The following is a 22,866-nucleotide window of genomic DNA, read 5'->3' on the forward strand; positions in this document are numbered from 1 at the left end:
TCCAGCAAACCCAGTCTCTTAGCCAATAGCTTCCCAATTAGGTACAGTCTCCGCTGAGATGCTACTTCACTCCGCCACTAAACTAGAACAGATGCGTTCGCTCCAGTTTCGCCGCGCTTTGCGACCATTTATACCCTGTGACGGCCCTACGTCATGGCAATGGCGCAAGCGGACAATGCTGAACTCGTCGACGCGTTCGAGCAGTTCTTCCGTGATTACTACGACAACGAGATCAAACAGCTTGCGCAGCGATATCCGAACGAACAGCGGTCGCTGCGGGTCGACTGGCAGGACCTCTATCGATTCGATCCCGACCTCGCGGACGACTTCCTGAACCAGCCCGAACAGCTCCAGCGCTACGCCGAGGAGGCGCTGCGACTGTACGATCTGCCGATCGATGTCAGCCTCGGCCAGGCCCACGTCCGCCTGCGAAACCTCCCCGAAACCGAAACGCCGGAAATTCGGGAGATTCGCGCGCGCGACATGAACTCGCTCGTCCAGGTACACGGCATCGTCCGGAAGGCCACCGACGTGCGACCGAAAATCGAGGAAGCCGCCTTCGAGTGCCAACTCTGTGGGACCCTCACGCGAGTCCCCCAATCCAGCGGCGACTTCCAGGAACCCCACGAGTGCCAGGGGTGTGAGCGCCAGGGCCCCTTCCGGGTAAACTTCGACCAATCCGAGTTCGTCGACTCGCAGAAGCTTCGCATTCAGGAAAGCCCCGAAGGTCTGCGCGGCGGAGAGACCCCCCAGGCACTCGACATCCACGTCGAAGACGACATCACCGGCGAGGTTACCCCTGGGGACCACGTCTCCGCGACCGGCGTCCTCCGCCTCGAGCAACAGGGCGACGGCCAGGACAAATCCCCCGTCTTCGACTTCTACATGGAGGGAATGTCCGTCGACATCGACGAAGAGCAGTTCGAGGACATGGACATCACCGAAGAGGACAAAAAACGCATCTACGAGATCTCGAACCAGGACGACGTCTACGAGCGAATGGTCGCCTCCATCGCGCCCTCGATCTACGGCTACGAAGAGGAGAAACTCGCGATGATTCTGCAACTGTTTTCCGGCGTCACGAAGCAGTTGCCGGACGGCTCGCGCATTCGGGGGGACCTGCACATGCTCCTTATAGGGGATCCTGGTACTGGCAAGTCCCAAATGTTAGGATATATACAAAATATTGCACCTCGCTCTGTGTATACCTCTGGTAAAGGTAGCAGTTCGGCCGGACTTACCGCGGCAGCTGTGAGGGACGACTTCGGGGACGGACAACAGTGGACGCTCGAGGCCGGTGCGCTCGTGCTCGCCGATCAGGGGATCGCTGCAGTCGACGAGCTCGACAAGATGCGGTGTGTCACTGGTGAAACAGTAGTTCAAACACAGAATGGGAACAGACAGATATGGGACATAGCTCGTGACGCAGTGGCGGATGGTTCGGTCGAAGAACTCGAGAACGGCCGAACGATCCGAGATGTCGATCTTTCCGTCCGGACGATGACCAACGCCGGAACGATCGTCACACGACCAGTCACTGCCGTTCACCAGTACGAAGCCCCCTCGGAACTTGTTGAAATCACCACCGAGGACGGGCAGAAACTCCGGTCGACATCGGACCACCCGTTCTTCGTCTCGCAGAACGGATCGATCGCCGAACGGAGCGCGGGCGATCTCGAGGTCGGCGACCGAACGCTGGCCCCATCTGACCGGCCCTCGGTCGCTGCAGACGGTGGTGTAGTGACCGTCGAACAGCCGTCAGACTCGAGTCGCCGAGACGTCGAACCGACCGAAATCGTCGAGGTTCGGCGGATCGACGGCGACGGCCGGGAGTACGTCTACGACCTCACCGTCGAAGGAACACACAACTTCATCGCCAATGGGATGATCGTCCACAACTCCGAGGACCGCTCTGCCATGCACGAGGCCTTAGAGCAACAGAAAATCTCCGTCTCGAAGGCCGGCATCAACGCCACCCTCAAGTCTCGGTGCTCCTTGCTTGGTGCAGCAAACCCCAAGTACGGCCGGTTCGATCACTACGAACCGATCAGCGAGCAGATCGACTTGGAGCCGGCGCTGATCTCCCGATTCGACCTGATTTTTACAGTGACGGACGAACCCGACGAGGAGAAAGACAAGAACCTCGCCGAACACATTATCACGACCAACTACGCCGGCGAGTTGACCACACAGCGCGAGGAGATGTCCTCGCTCGAGGTCAGCGCCGAAGAGATCGCAGAGATGACCGACCAGGTCGATCCCGAGATCGACGCTGAACTGCTGCGCAAGTACATCGCCTACGCCAAGCAGAACTGCCACCCGCGCATGACCGAAGAAGCGCGCGAGGCGATTCGGGACTTCTACGTCGATCTGCGTTCGAAAGGGACCGACGAGGACGCCGCCGTTCCCGTCACCGCCCGGAAACTCGAGGCGCTGGTACGACTCTCGGAGGCCAGTGCCCGCGTGCGACTGTCGGATACGGTCGATCGATCCGACGCCGAGCAGGTTATCGAGATCGTCCGCTCCTGTCTGCAAGACATCGGTGTCGATCCCGAAACCGGCGAGTTCGACGCGGATATCGTCGAAGCGGGAACCTCGAAATCCCAGCGCGATCGGATCAAGAACATCAAGGGCCTCATCGCCGACATCGAGGAAGAGTACGACGACGGCGCACCGGTCGACATCGTCCTCGATCGGGCCGAAGAGATCGGCATGGACCACTCGAAGGCCGAACACGAGATCGAGAAGTTGAAACAGAAAGGCGAGGTCTACGAGCCGAGTACGGATAGCCTGCGAACGACGTAGCGATCGCGGACCTCCGAACGGGATCGTCGCGGTCGCTTCGATCGTTTCGAGTCGCCGTTTCGTCGTCCCGTCGTGTTATGAACGCTCCCTGAGATCGGTGACCGTCGACCGGATGGTCACCGGCGCGACGCCAGCGACGTCGGCGACGGTCGCCTGCGTAAGTGTCGCCCACTCTTCGCGTTCGCTTGCCGCCTGATAGAGACAGGCCGCGGCGACGCCGCTGGGATTGCGGCCGCCGACGATACCATCCTCGAGTAGTCGAGTTGCGTGTTCGCGGGCGCGGCGTTCGACGGCGGCACAGACCTCGAGTTTCGAGGCGTAGCGGGGGAGATACTGGGTCGGATCGATCGGTCCCGTTGGGAGGCCGAGTTCACGGTTCAACGCGTCGTAGGCGGCTCGCAGTTCGGGCTCGTCTGCACGTGCGACGGCAGTTATTTCGTCGACGGTACGTGCGATCGAGTGGGTCCGACAGGTTGCATAGACGACGGCAGCCGCAAACCCCTCGAGCGACCGTCCTTGCAACAAATTTTCGGCCTGTGCGGAGTCGAACAGCGAACAGGCCTGCTCTCGAATCGAGTCCGGAAGGGAGAACAACGCGGTAATTCGTCTGATTTCGGCGAAGCCATAGACCTGGTTCCGTTCGGCCTTCGAGGAGATTCGTGCCCGGTTGTGTTCACGCCGGAGCCGTGCGATCTGTCGGCGCTTTCTGCCGGTCAGGCGAGTGTCGTAACTCGAGTCGGTACCGGTTCCGTACCCGATTTCGGTCGAAAGGCCGCGATCGTGTCTCGAGCGGGTCAGTGGGGCACCGGTTCGTCGCCGATCCGTTTCCTCGCCATCGAACGAGCGCCACTCGGGCCCGCGGTCAAGCGCGCGCTCAGTGGCGACGAATCCACAGTCTTCGCAGATTGTTTCAGAACCCTGCTCCCGCAAGCGTCCATCACACTCGGGGCAGATCGCAGACGAATCCAATTCTGCCATCGGTAATTATCACCCAAAACAGTGTATCCCCCCAATTGTATTTAAACTATTGGTGATGAAATTAAGCACAAGCTGTGGTTCGAGAGCGGGACGCCAAAATCGGGCGAAACCACCACCGAAGCTGACAGTCGGCTATTCCTTTTATGTCGCTGCTCGAGGTATACCGGGTAGCAGTGACGCGTGATACCAAGATGAGTCGCCAGCGCACGGAGCCCGCCAGGTGGCGATTTGGGGGCGGATCCACACCGAGTACACCCCATATCGCGTCGATGACGTGGCGTCACGGACTGTTCGCACACTGGCCGGTCGATCCGGAGGAGGTACGGCCACACGTCCCCGATCAGCTGTCTATCGAGACAAAAGACGGCTCGGCGTGGATCAGTGTATTGCCGTTCGTCCTTACGAACGTGGGTATTCGTGGCACGCCGTCGATCCTTCGGACGGCCCTCGCAGAACTCAACGTTCGAACGTACGTCCGTCATCGCGGTGATCCGGGACTGTTCTTTTTGAGTATCGATCTGGGAAATTCGTTGCTGTCGGCGCTCGTCGGGCGGGGCACGCGCCTGCCCGTCAGGAACGCCCGTATGCGCGTCGGTGCCGACGAGAGACAGGTCGTGTTCTCGAGTACGCGCTCGGCTATCGATCCGACGTTCGATCCGGCTGCCAGGTTTTCGGCGACGTACGGGCCGGCCGGTGAGGAGTTCGCGCCCGACCCGGGCACGCTCGAGTACTGGCTCACCGAACGGCGACGATTCTACGCACCGAGTGGGAAAAACGTCCTCACTGGCGAAATCGCACACGATCCCTGGCCGCTCCAGCCGGCGACCGCGACGATCCACGAGAATACGATGTTCGAAGCTAACGGCTTACCGACGCCGACAGACGATCCAATCGTCCACTACGCCGACGAGTTGTCAATGACGGGGTCGATACCGCGTCGTATCTAACAGATCGACCGTCGTGTTAGGTCGAATCGCCGGCACCGACGAGGTCAAACGGGTGGCCCTCTCCCGCCTCGAGGGCACGCTCGTAGACGACGTGAGCCGCGGCGATGTCCTGAATCGCGAGCCCAGTCGAGTCGAAGACGGTGACGCCGGTGTCGGTCGTGCGAGCGGGTTTCGAGCCGGTGACCAGTTCGCCGATCTCGGCGTCGATGTCGGCGTCGGTGAGCACGCCCTCGCCGTATGGGACGTTGATCTCACCGGAGTGGGTACACTGTTCGTGATCGTCGATGACGATGGTCGCCGTCTCGAGGAGGGCGTCTGCGAGTTCGTGTTTGCCTGCGGCGTCGGCACCGATGGCGTTGATGTGGGTGTGACCGGCGACATCGTCCGCCCCGACGATCGGCTCCGAACTCGGCGTGACGGTCGTGAGAATATCGCAGTGGCCGGCGTCGGCAATCGAGCCGGCTCGAACGTCGAAGCGGTCGTCGTACGCATCGACGAAGCGCTGGACTCGTTCCTCGTCGAGATCCGAAACGACGATGTCTTCGATCGGGCGAATCTCGCTGATGGCCTCGAGTTGCGTGTAGGATTGGACGCCCGCGCCGACGATACCGAGACTCGAGGCGTCCTCGATCGCGAGGTAGTCGGTGGCGACGGCCGAGGCGGCGCCGGTGCGTTTCATCGTGAGCGTCGTCCCGTCCATGATCGCCAGCGGAAAGGCGGTCTCCGGATCGGAGTAGATCATCGTCCCGAGCACGGTCGGCAGGTCGTGATCGACAGGATTGTCGGGATGGACGTTGACCCACTTCAGCCCCGCCGCATCCCACGCGCCCGTATCCAGGTACGCTGGCATCGACCGGAAGTCACCGTTGTACTGGGGTAACTCGATGTAGGACTTCGCGGGCATCTGTGTGTCTCCGCGCTCGAACGCCCCGAAGGCCTGTTCGACCGCATCGATGACATCGCCGAGGGCGGCGTACTCGTCGACGTCGTCGCTGTCCAGAAGCAGCGTGTTCATACTGGCGAATTTTGCGGGAAGACACTTAACTCGCCTGTATCGACGGACGAAACAGTGCTCCGTCGACAGGAGCGGCTGTCGAACGACGACGAATCCCTCGGAGCAAGATCGAGCAAAGTGGAATCGATATGGGCCGACTCGAGTCGATAAACGGCGACTCGAGTGGTAGTGTGCCGTTTCCCACCGTGAGGGCCGTAGGCCCGAGCGGGCCGACGACCGATGTGACGGCCCTTCGGGCCGGAACGGAGGGAGGAGTGCTTTTAATCGAATTTTTGCCGAGGGCGCGGCTTGCCGCGCCCGGAGAGCAAAACTTCGTTTTACATCATGCCGCCCATGCCACCGCCCATACCGCCGCCCATGCCGCCCATGCCGCCGCCTGGGCCGCCGGGCATCTCTTCGTCATCGTCGTCGTCGGCGACGGCGAGGTCGCCGGCTGCGATGACATCGTCGATGCGAAGCAGCATGACGGCCGCTTCAGTGGCGGATTCGATGGCCTGGGTCTTCACGCGGAGGGGCTCGTAGACGCCTTCCTCACCCATGTCGATGGTGTCGCCGGTGAAGGCGTCGAGGCCGGCGGCCTCGTTACCACCGTCGTGGTCGGCACGCAGTTCGACCAGCGAGTCGATGGGATCGAGACCGGCGTTCTCGGCGAGGGTGCGTGGGATGATCTCGAGGGCGTCGGCGAAGGCTTCGACGGCGAGCTGTTCGCGGCCGCCGACGGAGTCAGCGTAGTCACGCAGTGCGAGACTGAGCTCGACTTCGGGTGCGCCGCCGCCGGCGAGGACTTTGCCGTCCTCGATAGTGGTGCGGACGACGCCCAGCGAGTCCTCGATGGCGCGGTCGACTTCGTCGATGACGTGTTCGGTGCCACCGCGGAGGATGAGGGTGACGGCCTGGGCGTCGTCGACATCCTCGACGAAGATGCGCTGGTCGCCGGCGATCTCTTTCTGGGCGACGCTGCCGGCCTCGCCGAGATCGTCGGCGGTGAGATCGTCGACCGTCGAGACGGGCGTGGCGCCGGTTGCGCGGGCCAGCTGGCTCTGATCGCTGTCCTTGACGCGGCGGACGGCGATGATGCCTTCCTGTGCGAGGTAGTGTTGGGCCATGTCGTCGATGCCGCCGTCGACGAAGACGACGTCGGCGCCGGCGTCGGCGACCGCTTCGGCCATCTCCTTGAGCTGTTGTTCTTCCTGCTCTAAGAACTGCTCTAACTGATCGGGGTCGGTAACGTTGACCTCGGCGTCGATCTCGGTTTCTTTGATCTCTAAGTCGCCGTCGACGATGGCGACCGATGCGTCCTCGGCGAAGTACGGCATGTTGTCGGAGACGCGCTCTTTGTCGACGATGACGCCTTCGACGAGCTCGGAGTTCTCGATCGAGCCGCCGACGACCTTCTCGACTTTGATGTTGTCGGTGTCGACGCCATCGTCGCCGGCGACGGTCTGGACGGCCTGGACGACGAGGTCCGAAAGCAGGTCACGAGCGCTTTCAGCGCCTTTGCCGGTCATCGCCGTCGCGGCGATCTGGTGGAGAACCTCGTCGTCGTCGGCATCGACGTCGACGGCGATCTCCTCGAGGACTTCTGTGGCTTCTTCGGCGGCCTGACGGTATCCCTGAGCGAGGGTGGTGGCGTGGATGTCCTGCTCCAGAAGATCCTCGGCCTGGCTCAGCAGTTCGCCGGCGACGACGACGGCACTCGTGGTCCCATCGCCAACTTCGTCTTCCTGGGTTTCGGCGACTTCGACGATCATGTCGGCGGCGGGGTGATCGATCTCCATCTCGGAAAGCAGGGTGACGCCGTCGTTGGTTACGATGACGTTACCCGAGGAGTCGACGAGCATTTTGTCCATACCCTTGGGACCGAGCGTGGTACGGACAGACTCGGCGACGGCCTTGCCGGCCTGGACGTTCATCGACTGTGCGTCTTTCCCGGATGTGCGCTGACTGTCTTCGGAGAGAACGATAAGGGGCTGGTTGCCCATCTGCTGTTGTGCCATAGTCAGACGAATGATTGTTTGTGATTCTATATAAATCTTTTGCTACGCAGGCCGAGCGAATCACCAGACGTGAGCACGATACCGGTTTCGAGGCTCCACGGACGGGTTTGGGCGAACTGCATCAGGTGACGAGCACCGTACAACGCCGGAAGGTGAACCCTCGAGGCTCGAAGCGTCGACATCTCGGGAGAGAAATCCGCGGATCAAAACAGCGGTCGCGAGTGAGCGTCAGGACTGCCCGCCGGGGAACCGGTGGTACTCCAGGCCCTGATGTTTCATCTCGTTGTGTCGCTCCTCTAAGAACGAGTAGACGGCACCGTGGGGCGCACCGTCCAACAACATCTCCGCAGCGGTTCGGACGGCGTCGACCTGCTCGGGGCCGCCGATGATGCCGAGCGTCGAGCCGTAGATGACGACGTCGGCACCCGTCAGTTCCTCCATGAGTTCCCGCGTTCGGCCGCCTTCGCCGATCAGTCGACCTTTCTTGCGTTTCATATCGTTCGTGTTACGCGCGGCAGCGTCGATGTCGACCGTATCGAACAATATCATGTCGTTCTCGAGCAGTCGAAGCGCTGCCTCGGGTGGAAAGCCACGGCCGATCGCTCGAACGATATCGGGGGCTTTGAGCCCGCGGACGGGGTCGCCGACGGTTTCGACGGCGACGGAGCCGTTCTCCGAGTCGATGTCGAGTCGGACCTCGGCTTCGGACTCGATCTCGCGCATCGTCTCGCCACCTTCGCCGATGAGAACGCCGATGCGGTCCTGCGGAATCTTCACGTGCTGCATGCTCCCCGGTAGTTGCTGCGTGAGGTTAAGCGCTTGGTCCGCGGGATTCGAGCATCGTTGGCAGACTCGAGCGTGGCAGCAAACCGAAAACAGACCGCTCACACGACCGGTTCACGGATCGCCGCTGTGGAAACGGTCTTTTGGTTGTGTGTGAACACAAACCCATGAACGCACTCGACGATGTCGACATTCTCGATTTCAGTCAGGTAATCGCTGGTCCGGCCTGTACGCAGTTTCTCAGTTCGCTCGGCGCGACCGTGGTAAAGGTCGAACCGCCGGGCGGTGACCCCGTGCGATCGATCGCCGACGGGACGATGTACGCCGCGTTCAACGCCGGCAAACAGTCGGTAAGCCTCGACCTGAAAACCGAGGAGGGAGCCGAGATCGCTCGAGAACTGGCCTCGAAAGCCGACGTCGTCCTCGAGAGCTTTCGGCCGGGCGTCAGCGAGCGGTTCGATCTCGACGACGAGAGCGTCCGCGAGACGAACGAGGACGTCGTCTACTGTTCTATTTCCGGATTCGGACAGTCGGGGCCCTACAGTGATCGACCGGCCTACGATCCGATCGTCCAGGCGATGAGCGGGATCATGCACTGTACCGGCTACCCGGATCGACCCCCCGTCCGGGTCGGAACATCGGTGATCGACCGCGGAACTGGCATCTACGCCGCCTCGCTAATTCTAGCCGCGCTACGACAGCGCGATCGAACGGGGGCGGGAGAGTATATCGACGTCTCGTTGTTCGACGTCGCGTTCTCGTGGATGTCGCCGTTCGTCGCCCAGTACAGCCAACAGGACACCGTTCCCCAGCGGGCCGGCTCGGGGTACGAGGGAACCGCACCGAACGAACTCTACTACGCGGGCGACGGCCAGCCGGTCCAACTCCACGGCGGGCTCATGTTCGAGCGATTCTGCCGGGCGATCGACCGCGAGGACCTCGCCGACGACGATCGCTTCGAGACGATCGACGACCGCTGGGAGCACCGCGAGGCACTCCGGGAGGAACTCGAGGCGACGTTCGAAACCGACGATCGAGACGAACTCTTAGCGCGGCTCCACTCCCACGATATCCCGGCTGGACCGGTCCGAGACATTGGCGAGGTCGTCGATCACGATCCACACGTCCGCGACCGCGAGATGCTCACCGAGACCGACAACCCGATCGCCGAGACGACGATTCAGACGGCGACGCTCCCCTACCGCACGACCGACGGCCGGCCGACGTTCGACGACGAGCCGCCCGCGGTCGGTGAACAGACGGCCGACATCCTCGTCGACCTAGGCTACGAGCAAGAGCGGATCGAGAAACTGATCGAACGGGGCGTACTGCCCGATCGGTGAGGGGGTGTCCTGCTCGATCGGTGACGGCGACACCCGAACCGATCGGACGACAGCCGCGACTCGCCGCTGGCTCGAGGTCGATACGGCGCCAATCGTCGTGTCGACCACCGCAATCATGACACATACCCAATAGCTTTATCATCGGTCGCAAGCGAGTGGACGGTATGTCCCCGCTTCGTTCCCTCCACGAGCAGCTGCCCGGCGAGTCGGTACGACTCGCGCTCCTCATCGGGCTGGCAACCGTTCCGTTCACGGTCGCGCTCTCCCTCGAGCCCGTCTCGAGCGACACCGTCGTCGGCGGATCGATTGCGGGCGAGCCGCTGCTCGTGGCCGGCCTCCTCGTCGGCTATCTGTACAGCGATCGACCGACGGCGAGCTCTCGCGCGGGGCTGTGGACCGGTATCGCCGGTTCGGTGGCCGTCCTCGTCATCTTCCTCGCGAACTCGATCGTCGCGGTGCAATCTGCCTCGCTCGAGATGACGGCCCTCACCGTCGTCGCGACCCCGCTCACGATCGGACTCGGTGCCGGGTTCGCGATACTGGTGACGACGGCGAGTGCGGCGCTCAGTGGGTGGGTCCGGACGCGACTCGCTCGGAGAGGTCGCGGTCGTAATGACGCCGAGTTCGCCGACGAACAGCACGGGGCGTCGCGACTCGAGTCCTCGCGATGGTGGCTCCCCGTCGTCAGCTACGCTGTCGTGGTACCCGTCGTACTGGGTGTGGTGTTCGTGGTGCGACCAGAGAGTGGCATCGTGCTCGGCGGCATGCTCCTCGGACTGTTCGTGCTGGTCCCGCTGGCGATCGTGACGCTCGTGTGTCTCTTCGTCGAGACGACGACGCCTCGGCCTGGACGAGCCGACTGGGTACCGAACGTGTGGGCCTACGTCGGCACGCCGCTTGCCGTCTACGCGCTCGTCTACGTCGACGCCCTCCGTCGGGAGTCGGTCAGCCCATCGGGCGACGGTACGTACGGCTTCGTCGCCGCCCTCTGGGTCGTCGCCGTCGTCTACCTCGTCTTTCGCCACCGAGCCACTCGACGGGCGTAGGAGACTCGAGGCCGACCCCTACTCCCGAACCGACCGGAACCGGACGGACTCCGAGAGGGTGTCCAGAATCGCGACCGTTCGATCCTCCTCGGACTTCGGGAGCACGTGCGCGCCGGGATTGATCACCGTCGTCCGACCCTCCTCGGCGCGTTCGCGCTCGTGATGATGGCCATAGCAGACGAAATCGTACGTCTCCCCGGCGGCGATGGCCTCGACCTCGTCTTTCTGCTCGCCGTGGAGGACCGCCATCGAGAGCCCGTCGAACTCGAGGCTCGCGAACCGGCCGTGGAGTTCGCTTTCGTTGCCCAGGGAGTCGAAGGCCGCCCCGAGGTTCGCGACGTCGCCGTCGTTGTTGCCGAGCACGCCGTGGAGTTCGAATTCGCCGAAGTACGGGACCATCAGCGGCGCGATGAAGTCGCCGCAGTGGACAACGATCTCGACGCCTTCCTCGGCGAAGATTTCGGTCGCTCGTTCGATCGCCTCGACGTTGTCGTGCGTATCGGAGATGATACCGATATTCATACGTACTCGCGTGCGGGCGATCCACTAAGGCGTTCGGGGGCCGGTGCCGGCGCTCGTCGGTATCGCCTGTGGGCTGTCTCGACTCGAGTTTCTCGCCGCACTCCCGATCCGAGGGAACTGGGTGTCCCGTCCTGATACTGTCGGACAGAAGTCAGTGAAACGTCGGTCGCGAATTCGCGGCCGTCCTTACGGTGACGGCCGCAGTACTGCGATCGATCGTTGAATAGTTCTGTCCAACAGTATGAATCGAAAGACGGGATCGGTTCTGATCGAGGAGTCCGCGATACGGGCCGCTCGAGCGAGTCCAGCGCCGAACGCCCACTACCTATAATTGTTCTGAACACACTGGTCCGGTTGGGATTGGGAATGACGAGCGCAGAACAATCGGTGACGTTTCTCATGTTGATCTGTGCCGTCCCGATCGGCGGCCTGGCTGCCTACGCGTTTCGAAAGCGTGACGAGCCGGGCGCTCGAGGCTTTTTTCTCTGTGAACTCGGGATGGCCGGTTGGTCCGTCCAACTCGCCTTGCTCACCTGGCCCGTCCAGATCGCACCGGTGTTCGTCAACACGACGATTCGACACGTCTTTCAGATACTCGTTATCCTCGGCTGGCCGCTGCTCGTCGTCGAGTATACGCGGCGGGAACGGGTGCGGATACCGCGGTCGTGGCTTGCCATACTCTGTGTCGTTCCGGTGGTAACGGTCGTACTCACCGCCACGAACCCGTGGCACTATCTCGTGTTGGCACCGGAGACGCCGTCGAATCCGGCCGGAATCGCCGAGTTCGTGCTCGGGCCGTGGTATATCGTCCACATCGGGTTCGCGGTGACGCTCGTCATGGTTCCCGCCGGCCTCCTCGCGCAGGATCTGCGATCGGCAGTAGGCGACCACCGGCGGCAGTTGCTGTTGCTCATCGCGGGCTGGGCCATCGGCTTTCCCGGTGCGCTCAATACGTATCTCTTCAGGAACGTCGACGCCGTACCGCCGTTCGTCGACCTGACGCCGGTGCTGTTCCTCGTCACGGCCGTGCTCTGGGGGCTCGCGCTCTTTCGGTACCAACTGTTTGCCCTCGCACCGGTCAGCCGGCGAAAAGCCGTCGAGACGATGGCCGACGCGTTAGTCTCGGTCGATACCGACGGCACCATCGTCGATGTCAACCCGGCTGCGCGGACACTGTTCGACATCGAGGGCAACTGCATCGGAAACGACCTCGAGTCGATCTGTGGCGATCATCCTGCCGTCCTCGAGCAGTACGAACGCGGAGAAACGACCGGAACCGAAATCAGCCTCGAGGCCGACGGAGAGCGACGGCATTTCTCGATGGACGTTCGGCCGATCGAGCAGGGAACCAGAGCGACCGGCACGTTGTTGCTTCTGCGCGATATCACGGCGCTCAAAGAGCGAGAGCAGGAGCTCGACTTGCTCAAACAGGTGCTCTCTCGCGTGTTTAGACACAACATCAGAAACGAGTTGACGATCCTCCGCGGGCACGCAGAGATCGTCCAGGAGCAGACTGACCACGGGCGGTTCGACGACCACATCGACGAAATATTGGCCAACACCGACCGGATCCTGCGCCACAGCGAGAACGCGAAAGCCCTCGAGACGATCATCGACGTCGAGACGGGCGACGAGTCGGTCCGGCTCGAGCCCGTCGTCACGCGCTACGCTCGAACCTATGCGAGCGAGCACCCGAGCGTCGAGATCGACACCGACGTGGCCGCCGGCGTGACCGTCTCGGCACACCCGAGCGTCGGACGGGCGCTCGAGGAACTCATCCAGAACGCTATCGTCCACTACGACGGAGCCGGTTCGGCCCACATCGTCGTTCGAGCGCGGACGGCACACGACACCATCGAACTCGTCGTCGCGGACGACGGCCCGGGGATCGACCCTCACGAGATCGAGACCCTCGACGCTGGCGAAGAAACCGACCTCCAGCACGGCTCCGGAATCGGGCTCTGGATGGTCGAACTCGTCGTCCGCAAATCCGGCGGTTCGGTACGGATCGACGACGATCCCGAACTCGGCGGGACGCGAGTGTGCATCGAACTGCCGCGGGCGGAGTAACGTGTCGACCGTCGGATCAGCGGGCGCGGAGTCCGTGACTACAACCGTCCGATCAGTCTCGAGACGGATCCGGCTCCGGATCGGTCACGAACGCGAGCAGTTCGTCGGGATCGGTCTCGAGGCCTTGTCTCGAGAAGAAACTCGCGACGTTCTCGCAGTCTCGCTCGAGGAAGTCGCGGCTGTTGGGGTGGTGGACGGTGACGGATTGGCCGACGTCGATGATGACGAGTTGGCCCTCGTCGAAGACGACGTTGTACTCGCTCAGGTCACCGTGGACGATGCCGGCCGAGTAGAGCCGGTGCATGTACTCGCGCATGACCTCGTAGGCGGTCTGGGGGTTCTCGATGTGAACCTCGCCGAGTCGCTTGGCGCGGCCGTCGTCGTCACCGATGTACTCCATGACGAGGACGTTGCGCTCCGCGGCGATCGGTTCGGGAACGCGGACGCCGGCCTGTTTCGCACGGCGCAGGTTCGCGAACTCCTTTTTGGTCCACGCGAGGACGACGTCTTTCTTCTTGCCGCCCAGCCCCTCGAATCGCGGGTCGCCCTCGAGGTAGTCGCGCATCTGCCGGAAGTTGGAGGCGTTGATCCGGTAGACCTTGACCGCGACATCGCGGTCGTCGCCGAGCGCGTGATAGACGTTCGCCTCCTTGCCCGTCGAGAGCGGCCCGCCAAAGGCCTCGACGTAGCCGTCCTGGACGAGTTTGTACAGCGCGGCGAATGTCGCGTCGTCGAACACCGACTGCTCGACTTTGAACTGGTCCGCGTCCTTGATCCGTTCTTGGAACTGCTCGAACTTGCGATCACGCTTGCGGGCGATGCGGTCGGCCTCCGTGTCGCTGACGTCGATCTCCTCCCACTCGTCGCCCGGCGTCTCGACCTCCGACTCGTCGACCAGCCCGTACTCCGGTCCCTGTTCCATCTACACACACGTAGTCGGGCAGACGGGTAAAGTGCTGGGTCTCCTGGCGCTAACAGTCGATCGCCATCATCACCTCGTCGATGTACTCGTTGCCGAGTTTGTAGTGGCGCTCGCGAGTCGCCTCGGTTCGCCAGCCGCGGGACTCGAAGAACGCGATCGCTTCCTCGTTGGTCGCAGGAACGCTCTGATACACCTTCTCGAGGCCGTTGGACTCGGTCCACTCGAGCGCGCGATCGAGGAGGCGGCTACCGATACCCATGCCGCGATAGCCCTCGAGCACGCCGACGGTGAGTTCGGCGGTGTGGTTCAACTTCTCGAGGGTGGGCACGTGGAGGTGCGCCCAGCCGACCACCTCGTCCTCGACGGTGGCGACGAAGAACATCCGGGATTCGAACGCGTTGTGCCGAAGCAAGACGTCGTCGTGGTCGAGTTCGTCGGCGACGGTTTCGGCTTCGATGTAGGTCAGTTCCTCGACGACGCGTCGCATCGCGCCGACGATCCCGGCGAGATCCTCCTGGCGGGCCGCTCTGATCGTCACCGTGACATCGTCGGCCGTCAACTCCTCGTGGTCGTCCGCGCGCTCGATGGCGATGCGCAGCGTGCCGTCGTCGTCCTCCTCGAGATAGCCGTCACGTTTGAGGATCGCGACGTTGTGGCGAAACGCTCGCGAGTGCTGGGGCTCGCCCGGCGGATCGGCCGGAAACAGCTCCGCTCGAGCCCGGTCTCGATCGACTGCGCCGTGGGCTTCGACGTACTCGTAGATCTGTGCCCGCTCGGTCCCGTCGATCGCGATCGGATCGCTGAGCTGCATGGGTACTGATAACTATCCCCACGACCATAACTGTCACCCACGCTCGAGCGCTTGCCAACACACCTCGATCACGTCGGAACCACCCGCCTCGGTTCAGAAACAGCCTTCAGTCTCACAGTGGCGACCGTCGTGCCAGGTTGCCCCCGTGAGATCCGCACCCGAAAGGTTCACGTTCCGAAGATCCGCACCCTCGAAGTCCGTCCCACGAAGCGTCGCATCCGACAGATCCGCCGCGGCGAGATCCGCGTCGTGGAGGATCGCGTCCGTGAGATCCGCACCCGAGAGGTCGGCACTCGAGAGGTCCGCTTCGGTCAGATCCGTCTCGACCAGGTCCGCCCCCGCGAGGTCTTCATCGGAGAGGTCGAGACTGCCGACGGTTGCGCCGGTAAGCGTCGCACTCGAGAGGTCCGCTTCGGTCAGATCGGTTCCCGCGAGAGTGGCCCCCGAGAGGTCCGTTCCGTCGAACGTCACGTTCGTGAGATCGGCATCCGTGAGGTCGGCCCCCGAGAGGTCGGCGTTCGAAACGTCCGTATCCGACAGATCCGCCCCCGAGAGGTCAACGTCCGGGAACGACTCACCGCTGAAATCGACCCCGGCGAACGAGGCACCCGAGAACGTTGCGCCCTGGACGTCCGCATCGAAGAGCGTGCTGGCGACCACCGCAGCGCCCTCGAGGTTCGCCTCCGTGAGGTCGGCGCCCTCGAAATCGGCCAGAAAAAGGTCCGTCTCTGAGAGGTCGGCTCCCGAGAGGTCGGCGTCTGTCAGATCGGCTCCAGAGAGGTCACACCCCGACAGGTCAGCGCCGGCAAGATCGACACCCGGTTCGATTGTATGGCCGTTGCACGACGTCTCGCTGCCGATGGGGCGACCCTCGAGACAACCGGCGAGGCTGGTCAGTGCTCCCGCGGCGGCGACAGTTCCAACGCGGTGCAACAGACTGCGTCTGGTGGATGCAGATGCGGCGTTCGAGTCGGGACGGATCGGTCGCATGATCTGGAAGTCGTCGTCACCGGAGACAGACACCCACCTTCTAAATGTATTGTGGTCGGTGTGGGCCAGATGTCGCGAGTATCGTCCCATCGAGACGATCGTCGACGGTTGGCGCCGATCCGACCGGTTCATTTATTTGAAATTCTGAGAGATGGCACTGTAACAACAAATGAACGAAAAACGCACCGTCGTGACGTTGTTCGGTGTTGCGGTAGCCGCCGTCACGACGTACATCGCTTATCGGTTCATCGCAGCACTGACCGTCGCCATCTTTCTTTACTACTCGACGCGTCGCTTCTACAAGAGTCTCGAGCGATTACACCTTCCCGACAAAGTGCGGGCGGCACTCGTCATCTCCTTTCTCGCGTTGCCGTTGCTCGCACTGCTTAGCTACACCGTCGTCTTGCTCGTCGTCGAATCGCGAAACTTCCTCGTGGAGTATCCAGTCGCCGAGATGATTCCCGAGGAAATTACCTGGTTCGAAGCGCTCGAAAATCCGCCCGAGCTCACGTTACAAGGCTTGTACGGTGCGTACGAATCCGGCACTTTCGATCCGATCATCGACTTTGGCATCGACCACGCCGCCGTGTTGACCAGTGCGGCGACGAGTTTCGTCTTGAATCTGTTGATCACCGTCGTCATCACCTACTACCTGCTGATCGACGGCTCGAAACTTCACGAGTGGCTGCTTCGATTCGACGACGATGCTATCGTCCGCGAGTACTTAGAGGCCGCCGACGAAGAACTCGAGGCGGTCCTCTTTGGCAACCTGTTGAACGTGATCCTCATCTCGCTGATCGCCGTCGTGACGTTCATGAGCTACAATCTCGCGGTGCCAAGCGCCGTCGAAGTTCCGTATCCCGCCCTCGCCGGTGCGCTTACCGGTATCGCGAGTTTGATCCCCGTCGTCGGCATGAAAATCGTCTACGTCCCCGTCGCGATTGCGGCATCGGTCCCGATCTACTTCAGCGGTGATTTCGCCATGCTCGTCTACATCGTCGGCTTTCTCGCCCTGGCAGTCGTCATCGTCGATACCATTCCCGACCTCGTCCTCCGTCCGTATTTGAGCGGCAAGCGAACCCACGTCGGCCTCCTGATGCTCGCGTACATCTTCGGTCCGGTCGTCTTCGGCTTCTACGGGCTCTTTCTGGCCCCGATCATCCTCGTTCTCGGCCTGACCTTCGCCGACACCGCACTGCCGCGACTGCTCGGCGCCGACCCCAAATCTACGCCCACTCCGCCAGCCGACCCCGCCGCCGAACCCGTCAGCGAGGCCCAACACGTCCCCGCGAATCAGGACTGATACGGATTACTGTACCGAGTTACCGGCACGGTCACGACGACCGCTACAGGTTTTCGAGATCCCAACCGACGAACTCCTGCTCGAGGTCGACATCAAGCGCCTGAAGCAAGCGTGCGAGCCCGAGATAACAGCCAGCCAGCGCGTTGACGCCGAGAATCGTCTCCTCGTCGTAGTGGGCAGCCACCTGCTCGTGGAGGTCGTCGTCGACATCGCCCTCGACGAATCGCTCGACGTATGCAACCAACGTCGCCCGGTCGGCCGGGAGCCGATCCGTCTCCTCGCGCGAAATCGCCAGGATCGCCTCGGGATCCATCCCTTCGTCTAACGCGACGCGGACGTGTTGATGCCACTCGTAGGCCGTCTCCGCGTAGTAGGCCGTCGACAGAATGACCGTCTCCCGTTCGTGGGCCGACAACCCGCCCGCCTCCCAGACGACGCCGCCGTACTCTCGAAAGCCCTCGAGCACGTCGACGTTGCGCCCCAGCGTCCGGTAGACGTTCAGCGTCCCGCCCTCGAGGGAGTGGTCGCGCGCCTCGGGATCGGCGTCGGACAACGTATCGAGCAAGTCTCGTTTCTCCGGCGGTAACTCCGATGGATCGGCGTATCGAATGCGCGCCATACGAACGCAGGACACTCGAGGACGATATACCCAACGTTCAGTGCCCGGTCAGTTATCGATCCGTCTCAGACTGGCCCCGTCTCGACATCGCCATCGTGTGCCAGCCACTCCGTCAGGCTGCCCTCGTAAAAGGCGACGGTCTCGTAGCCGAGTGCCCGGAGAACGACGTAGGTGTGGCTGATCCGGCGCGCAGTGTTGCAGTAGAGCACGATCTCCCGATCGCGCGTGATGCCGTACTCGGCGAGCACGTCCTCGAGTTCGGCCTCGGGTTTCAGTCGCCGGCGCTCGTCGTCGACGACCTCGCGCCAGTCGAAACGAACGGCACCGGGCAGGCGAGCCTCCTCGAACTCGTCACTCGCCCGCGTATCGACGAAACAGGCGTCGCGCTCGAGGGCTGATTCGACGTCCTCGAAATCGATCAGCGGGCTCTCCTCGCGGGTGAGCGGGGCGGGTTCGTAGTCGGTCGGCTCGAGGGCGGGCTCCTCGCTCGTCGTGTCGTACTCGCGGTTCCAGGCGCTGTAGTCGCCATCGAGCAGTCGCACGTCGTCGTGGCCGTACTCGAGGGCGGTGAGGACGAACCGCGCGGCGAAGACGCCGTGGGTGTCGTCGTAAGCGACGATGGTGTCGTCCGGGCTGATTCCGGCTTTCGAGAGCAGGTCCGCGAACGCCTCGGCACCGGGTAAGGTACCCCGGTCGACGTCGGTCTCGTCGCGGTAGCTGTCGAAGGGAATGTTGACGGCACCGGGGACGTGACCGATGCCGTCGAACTCCCAGGAGTCGCGGACATCGACGACGCGTACCTGGGGGTCCTCGAGGTGCGCTGCGAGCCAATCTGGAGAGACGACGATGGATTCGTCCATTAGTTCGAGGATACCGCTGGATCGTTCAGAAGACACCGGTCCCGGCACGTCTCCCCTCGAGGTCGGGGTCGGGGCAAAATTTTCTGCAACTAGGCGGCAACTGCGCCCCACTCTGTCCCGTCATACGACGGTCGAGTCGACAATTCGCCGACAACAGCCCGTCGTCTCGAAAATAGCGACAGTCGTCCGTCCGTGGTAGCGGCAACCCTCTCCGAGAGAGTCGACCAGCGTCCGAATTGTCCGGTACGGTCGCCACTATGTTATTGGCGGTCCTTGGATCGGGTATGGCAACAGATTACGCCAACGACGTACTCGTCACGGCTGACTGGGTCGAAGACCGACTCGAGGAGTTCCAGGACGACGATGCCGACCTGCGACTCGTGGAGGTCGACGTCGATACGGAGGCCTACGAGGACGAACACGCGCCCGGTGCGATCGGGTTCAACTGGGAGACCCAGCTTCAGGACCAGACGACGCGGGACATCCTCTCGAAGGAGGACTTCCAAGAGCTGCTGGGTGAACACGGCATCAGCGAGGATTCGACCGTCGTGCTGTACGGCGACAACTCCAACTGGTTCGCCGCCTACACCTACTGGCAGTTCAAGTACTACGGCCACGAGGACGTGTCTCTGCTGGACGGCGGCCGCGAGTACTGGCTCGAAAACGAGTATCCGACCACGGACGAGAAGCCCGACTTCTCGGCCGTCGAGTACGACGCCGCGGGCCCGCGCGAGAGCATCCGCGCCTACCGCGAGGACGTCGAGAACGCGATCGACCGCGGCGTTCCCCTCGTCGACGTGCGCTCGCCCGAGGAGTTCAGCGGCGAGATCCTCGCCCCGCCAGGGCTCCAGGAAACCGCCCAGCGCGGCGGTCACATCCCCGGCGCGAAGAACATCTCCTGGGCCGCCGTCACGAACGACGACGGCACCTTCAAGGACCGCGACGAACTCGAGGAGCTCTACGCCGAGGAGGACATCGACGGCGATGAGACCACCGTCGCCTACTGCCGCATCGGCGAGCGCTCGTCGGTCGCCTGGTTCGCCCTGCACGAACTGCTTGGCTACGAGGACACCGTCAACTACGACGGCTCCTGGACCGAGTGGGGGAATTTGGTCAACGCACCGATAGAGAAGGGCGAGGCGGAGTGAGCGAAGCAAACTCCGTCTCGTAGTGGAGCGGGGAGGGAAGCCGACCCGCGGAACAGGCGAGGCAGACGACTGATCGAGGCCTCGAGCCGGAGCGGGGAGGCTAGCCGACCCACAGAGAACGGCGAGACGGACGCACGTCGAAACCACCGAACTACGGATTCGGATCGTACGTCGACTCGAGATACGCGATCAGCTCGGACACGAACTCGGAGTCGTACGTCCAGAACCCGTAGTACTCTCCCGGTCGCCGTTCGGCCGCGAGCAGGCCACACGACTGGTCGCGGTTCTCCGCGCCGTCGAAGAGCACGAACCAGAACTGACCGATTTCCGCGGCTTGGGACTCGACGACGCTGATATCCCCAATCTGTCCGGACCACTCGTCCGCGATGAACACGGCGACCGCGAGATCGTCGCGGTCGTCGAATCGCTCGTAGACATCGGCCTGCTCGAGCAGCGCCGACTCGCGCTGAAAGCCGACGTACAGCGTTCCGTCGCCGAGACGCCAGGCTCGTTCTTCGATTTCGCGGGTGGCAGCTATCATCTGCCGTCGATCGTACGATGCAAATAGCGTCTGCTCGAGGAAATCGAACAGACTGCTCGTGTCGACGTCGGTCGTGCCCAGTTCCCACGGTGGGTGTCTCTCGGGCGAGAGGACCGCACCGAACTGATCCAGTCCCAGCGCGCCAGCAAACCCCCCGTCGGCACCGCGAACGATAGCGAAGCCCGGCTCGTCGAATCCAGCCACCGGAGTGTGTTCCACGTCGACATTTCGAGTGGCGAACTGTCGCTGTAGTTCGGTCGCGACCGCGGCGTCAGCGGTGCAGATCTCAAGGTGCTTGCGCCGTTTTTCGACCCGCTCGAGGGCGTCGGCGAGGCTATTCATCGCCACAGTCTACGCCGAGAACGGCATAAATAGCGAGGGGGATATCGGTCTCGCTGATGGTGCCGTCCGACGGGTGAAACGCGAGGAGCCCGAGATCGTCCAGACGCGGCAGCGTCGAGTGATACAGCTGGGTCCGCGCGAGCTCGTAGTCGATTTCCGTCGCGATCGTTTCGGTTTCGCTCGCGTGATCCGCGGCAACGATCGCAGCGAGCTGCTCGAGCGTCGTCTCCGGCTCGGAGAACAGGTAGACGATCGTCGAACGAGCGCACCGATCGGCGAGCAACTGCAGGAGCTCGTCGACCGGGCGGTCGATCGCGGCTGCCCCATCGAGCAACGGGGCATCGTTCGACCAATCGTCCATGCTCGTTCGTTGGTTGTCGGCCGGCGGATAAATACTCGCCGCTGGCACCGCAAACAGGGGTTACCAGTGTCGCGAACGATCGCGGCTCCGCCGCGAGACCGCTCGAGTGACCGATCTATCGACCCAGTCTCGACTGCAATCGTTCCGATTGCGGCAACGTCCGCATAGTGGACAAGGTCTATCAGTCCAGGCTCATCACTAGTGCTCGATGAGAGAGCTTCGTATCGCCGTCCTGAACGCGGCCCATCGGGACGCGAACACGACGCGGAACTTTCGACGAGAACTCGAGGGCTCGATCTCGGAGTTCGACGCGACCGAGGGTGAGGCGCCCGACCACTTCGACTACGACGCTGCGGTCGTCACCGGCTCCCGGTCGTCAGTCTACTGGGACGACGACTGGATGCAGCCGACTCGCGAGTGGGTCGACGAAGCGATCGATCGCGGCATTCCCTTCCTCGGGGTTTGTTGGGGCCATCAGCTGTTAGCGGATGTCCTCGGCGGAACCGTCGAGGATATGGGCGCCTACGAGGTCGGCTACAGCGAGATCGAACAGACGGCCGACTCGCGACTGTTCGACGGTATCGACGAGAGCTTCACTGCCTTTACCAGCCATTCCGACGAAGTCACCGAACTCCCGCCGGGTGCGACCCCGCTCGCGGCAAACGAGTACTCGAATCACGGCTTTCGAAAGGGGCGGGTCTTCGGCGTGCAGTTTCACCCCGAGTACGACACCAAGACCGCCCGCGAACTCGTCCACCGCAAGGAACTCTCCGACGAACGCCTCGAGTCGATCCTTTCGGAGATTACCGAGGAGAACTACCGGAACGCCTGCGAGGCAAAACTGGTCTTCGACAACTTCCTCGCGTTCGCCCGTGAGGCAACGGCGACCGAGGTCGCCACGCCGGCCGGGACCGACGCGAACGCAACTCCGGAAGCCGGCTGTTCCGACTGAACCCGGCGTCCACCACGGCCCGCTTCCCTCTCCCCGTTGTCTATCGCCTACCGCACTCTCGTCAGCAGTCGCTCGAGCGAACTTTCCGCGCTCGCGCTCGAGTCGCTGCGGGTCGAGCCGTCTTGATCTGCGAGAAGTTGTTCGTACTGGTCGATAATCGACTGGCGTCGCTGCTGGCTGGCCTCGAGCTCCCGCTCGAGGGCGGCGATTCGCATCAAGAGCGCGAGGCGCTCGATACGGTAGTGCGAGAGCGACGGAGGCCGCCCTGTCGAGTCGGCGTCAGTGGACCGTGTCGATCCGGCCGGCGACTGGAACTCGAGTTCGACGGCCGCTCTCGAGTGCTGGACCGCATCGGTGCGTGTCGGTCGAATGGGGTCGTTACTGGAGGGTGATCTGTCGACGGCTTGGTGGTCGGCGGACATGGGCCGACACACAGTATGTGATCCGCGTCCAAAAGCCTCAGTCAGTCGGGCGTCAGACAGTCTGACACGGGGCTTGCGCGCGTCAGCTA

The 22,866-nt window shown here is 62.9% G+C and carries 21 protein-coding genes; 8 read left to right on the forward strand and 13 right to left on the reverse strand.

Translation table 11 applies throughout. From position 1 onward, the window contains the following. Positions 1-159 precede the first annotated feature (159 nt). Positions 160-2,805 carry an AAA family ATPase gene (locus D8Y22_RS07145; RefSeq protein ID WP_141464025.1) on the forward strand — a complete coding sequence of 882 codons (2,646 nt, stop codon included), beginning with the start codon at positions 160-162 and terminating at the stop codon, positions 2,803-2,805. Between the two features lie 75 nt (positions 2,806-2,880). On the opposite strand, the gene D8Y22_RS07150 is transcribed toward D8Y22_RS07145, so the two are convergent. Then, positions 2,881-3,783 carry a transcription initiation factor IIB gene (locus D8Y22_RS07150; protein ID WP_141464026.1) on the reverse strand — a complete coding sequence of 301 codons (903 nt, stop codon included), beginning with the start codon at positions 3,781-3,783 and terminating at the stop codon, positions 2,881-2,883. A gap of 191 nt (positions 3,784-3,974) precedes the next feature. Between D8Y22_RS07150 and D8Y22_RS07155 the strand changes: the two genes are divergently transcribed. Then, positions 3,975-4,730 carry a YqjF family protein gene (locus D8Y22_RS07155; RefSeq protein WP_141464027.1) on the forward strand — a complete coding sequence of 252 codons (756 nt, stop codon included), beginning with the start codon at positions 3,975-3,977 and terminating at the stop codon, positions 4,728-4,730. A 16-nt stretch (positions 4,731-4,746) separates the two neighbouring features. Here the strand turns inward: D8Y22_RS07155 and D8Y22_RS07160 are convergent, their stop codons facing one another. The 3 genes from D8Y22_RS07160 to D8Y22_RS07170 all read right to left on the reverse strand — a co-directional run bounded on the left by D8Y22_RS07160 (position 4,747) and on the right by D8Y22_RS07170 (position 8,528). Beyond that, a complete protein-coding gene (locus tag D8Y22_RS07160; protein ID WP_141464028.1) occupies positions 4,747-5,745 on the reverse strand; it encodes an ornithine cyclodeaminase family protein in 999 nt (332 codons plus the stop codon). Between the two features lie 317 nt (positions 5,746-6,062). Beyond that, complete coding sequence (thsA, locus tag D8Y22_RS07165) at positions 6,063-7,727, reverse strand: thermosome subunit alpha (protein ID WP_141464058.1); 1,665 nt, start codon at positions 7,725-7,727, stop codon at positions 6,063-6,065. A gap of 243 nt (positions 7,728-7,970) precedes the next feature. Beyond that, entirely contained in the window at positions 7,971-8,528 is a 558-nt protein-coding gene (locus tag D8Y22_RS07170; RefSeq protein ID WP_141464029.1) for a KH domain-containing protein, read from the reverse strand. Positions 8,529-8,692: 164 nt separating this feature from the next. Between D8Y22_RS07170 and D8Y22_RS07175 the strand changes: the two genes are divergently transcribed. Then, on the forward strand, positions 8,693-9,868 hold the full coding sequence (locus D8Y22_RS07175; RefSeq protein WP_141464030.1) for a CaiB/BaiF CoA transferase family protein: 1,176 nt from the start codon (positions 8,693-8,695) through the stop codon (positions 9,866-9,868). 164 nt (positions 9,869-10,032) lie between these two features. Continuing rightward, positions 10,033-10,914, forward strand: coding sequence for a DUF5518 domain-containing protein (locus tag D8Y22_RS07180; RefSeq protein WP_141464031.1), 882 nt, complete (start codon positions 10,033-10,035; stop codon positions 10,912-10,914). A gap of 18 nt (positions 10,915-10,932) precedes the next feature. Here D8Y22_RS07180 and D8Y22_RS07185 read toward each other — a convergent pair whose 3' ends face one another. Next, the gene (locus D8Y22_RS07185; RefSeq protein WP_141464032.1) at positions 10,933-11,436 is read right to left on the reverse strand and encodes a metallophosphoesterase; all 504 of its coding nucleotides are present in this window, start codon (positions 11,434-11,436) and stop codon (positions 10,933-10,935) included. Positions 11,437-11,802: 366 nt separating this feature from the next. On the opposite strand from D8Y22_RS07185, the gene D8Y22_RS07190 reads away from it, so the two are divergent. Beyond that, positions 11,803-13,506, forward strand: coding sequence for a histidine kinase N-terminal 7TM domain-containing protein (locus tag D8Y22_RS07190; RefSeq protein WP_141464033.1), 1,704 nt, complete (start codon positions 11,803-11,805; stop codon positions 13,504-13,506). Between the two features lie 52 nt (positions 13,507-13,558). Here the strand turns inward: D8Y22_RS07190 and rio1 are convergent, their stop codons facing one another. From rio1 to D8Y22_RS07205, 3 genes are all read right to left on the reverse strand, one after another. Beyond that, positions 13,559-14,428 carry a serine/threonine-protein kinase Rio1 gene (gene rio1, locus D8Y22_RS07195; RefSeq protein WP_141464034.1) on the reverse strand — a complete coding sequence of 290 codons (870 nt, stop codon included), beginning with the start codon at positions 14,426-14,428 and terminating at the stop codon, positions 13,559-13,561. 49 nt (positions 14,429-14,477) lie between these two features. Next, positions 14,478-15,239 (reverse strand): GNAT family N-acetyltransferase, encoded by a 762-nt coding sequence (locus D8Y22_RS07200; protein ID WP_141464035.1) that lies wholly within the window; start codon positions 15,237-15,239, stop codon positions 14,478-14,480. Between the two features lie 93 nt (positions 15,240-15,332). Then, the gene (locus D8Y22_RS07205; RefSeq protein ID WP_246084376.1) at positions 15,333-16,319 is read right to left on the reverse strand and encodes a pentapeptide repeat-containing protein; all 987 of its coding nucleotides are present in this window, start codon (positions 16,317-16,319) and stop codon (positions 15,333-15,335) included. A 79-nt stretch (positions 16,320-16,398) separates the two neighbouring features. On the opposite strand from D8Y22_RS07205, the gene D8Y22_RS07210 reads away from it, so the two are divergent. Next, on the forward strand, positions 16,399-17,532 hold the full coding sequence (locus D8Y22_RS07210; RefSeq protein ID WP_141464036.1) for an AI-2E family transporter: 1,134 nt from the start codon (positions 16,399-16,401) through the stop codon (positions 17,530-17,532). Positions 17,533-17,575: 43 nt separating this feature from the next. On the opposite strand, the gene D8Y22_RS07215 is transcribed toward D8Y22_RS07210, so the two are convergent. Beyond that, positions 17,576-18,151: a carboxymuconolactone decarboxylase family protein gene (locus D8Y22_RS07215; protein WP_141464037.1), complete on the reverse strand. Its 576-nt coding sequence runs from the start codon at positions 18,149-18,151 to the stop codon at positions 17,576-17,578. Positions 18,152-18,216: 65 nt separating this feature from the next. Further along, positions 18,217-19,011, reverse strand: a complete 795-nt coding sequence (locus D8Y22_RS07220; RefSeq protein WP_141464038.1) for a sulfurtransferase — start codon at positions 19,009-19,011, stop codon at positions 18,217-18,219. 284 nt (positions 19,012-19,295) lie between these two features. Here D8Y22_RS07220 and D8Y22_RS07225 point away from each other — a divergent pair, with 284 nt between their 5' ends. Beyond that, positions 19,296-20,159 carry a sulfurtransferase gene (locus D8Y22_RS07225; protein ID WP_141464039.1) on the forward strand — a complete coding sequence of 288 codons (864 nt, stop codon included), beginning with the start codon at positions 19,296-19,298 and terminating at the stop codon, positions 20,157-20,159. Positions 20,160-20,310: 151 nt separating this feature from the next. Here D8Y22_RS07225 and D8Y22_RS07230 read toward each other — a convergent pair whose 3' ends face one another. Together D8Y22_RS07230 and D8Y22_RS07235 are read right to left on the reverse strand one after the other, a co-directional pair. After that, complete coding sequence (locus D8Y22_RS07230) at positions 20,311-21,042, reverse strand: DICT sensory domain-containing protein (RefSeq protein WP_141464040.1); 732 nt, start codon at positions 21,040-21,042, stop codon at positions 20,311-20,313. Beyond that, on the reverse strand, positions 21,035-21,403 hold the full coding sequence (locus D8Y22_RS07235; protein WP_141464041.1) for a DUF7344 domain-containing protein: 369 nt from the start codon (positions 21,401-21,403) through the stop codon (positions 21,035-21,037). Before D8Y22_RS07235 ends, D8Y22_RS07230 begins: the two co-directional genes overlap by 8 nt. Before the next feature lie 208 nt (positions 21,404-21,611). On the opposite strand from D8Y22_RS07235, the gene D8Y22_RS07240 reads away from it, so the two are divergent. Next, a complete protein-coding gene (locus D8Y22_RS07240; protein ID WP_141464042.1) occupies positions 21,612-22,355 on the forward strand; it encodes a type 1 glutamine amidotransferase in 744 nt (247 codons plus the stop codon). A gap of 47 nt (positions 22,356-22,402) precedes the next feature. On the opposite strand, the gene D8Y22_RS22820 is transcribed toward D8Y22_RS07240, so the two are convergent. Then, entirely contained in the window at positions 22,403-22,777 is a 375-nt protein-coding gene (locus D8Y22_RS22820; protein ID WP_246084377.1) for a hypothetical protein, read from the reverse strand. Positions 22,778-22,866: the final 89 nt, after the last annotated feature.

This window comes from Salinadaptatus halalkaliphilus, from assembly GCF_006543045.1.
GTDB classification, from domain to species: domain Archaea; phylum Halobacteriota; class Halobacteria; order Halobacteriales; family Natrialbaceae; genus Salinadaptatus; species Salinadaptatus halalkaliphilus.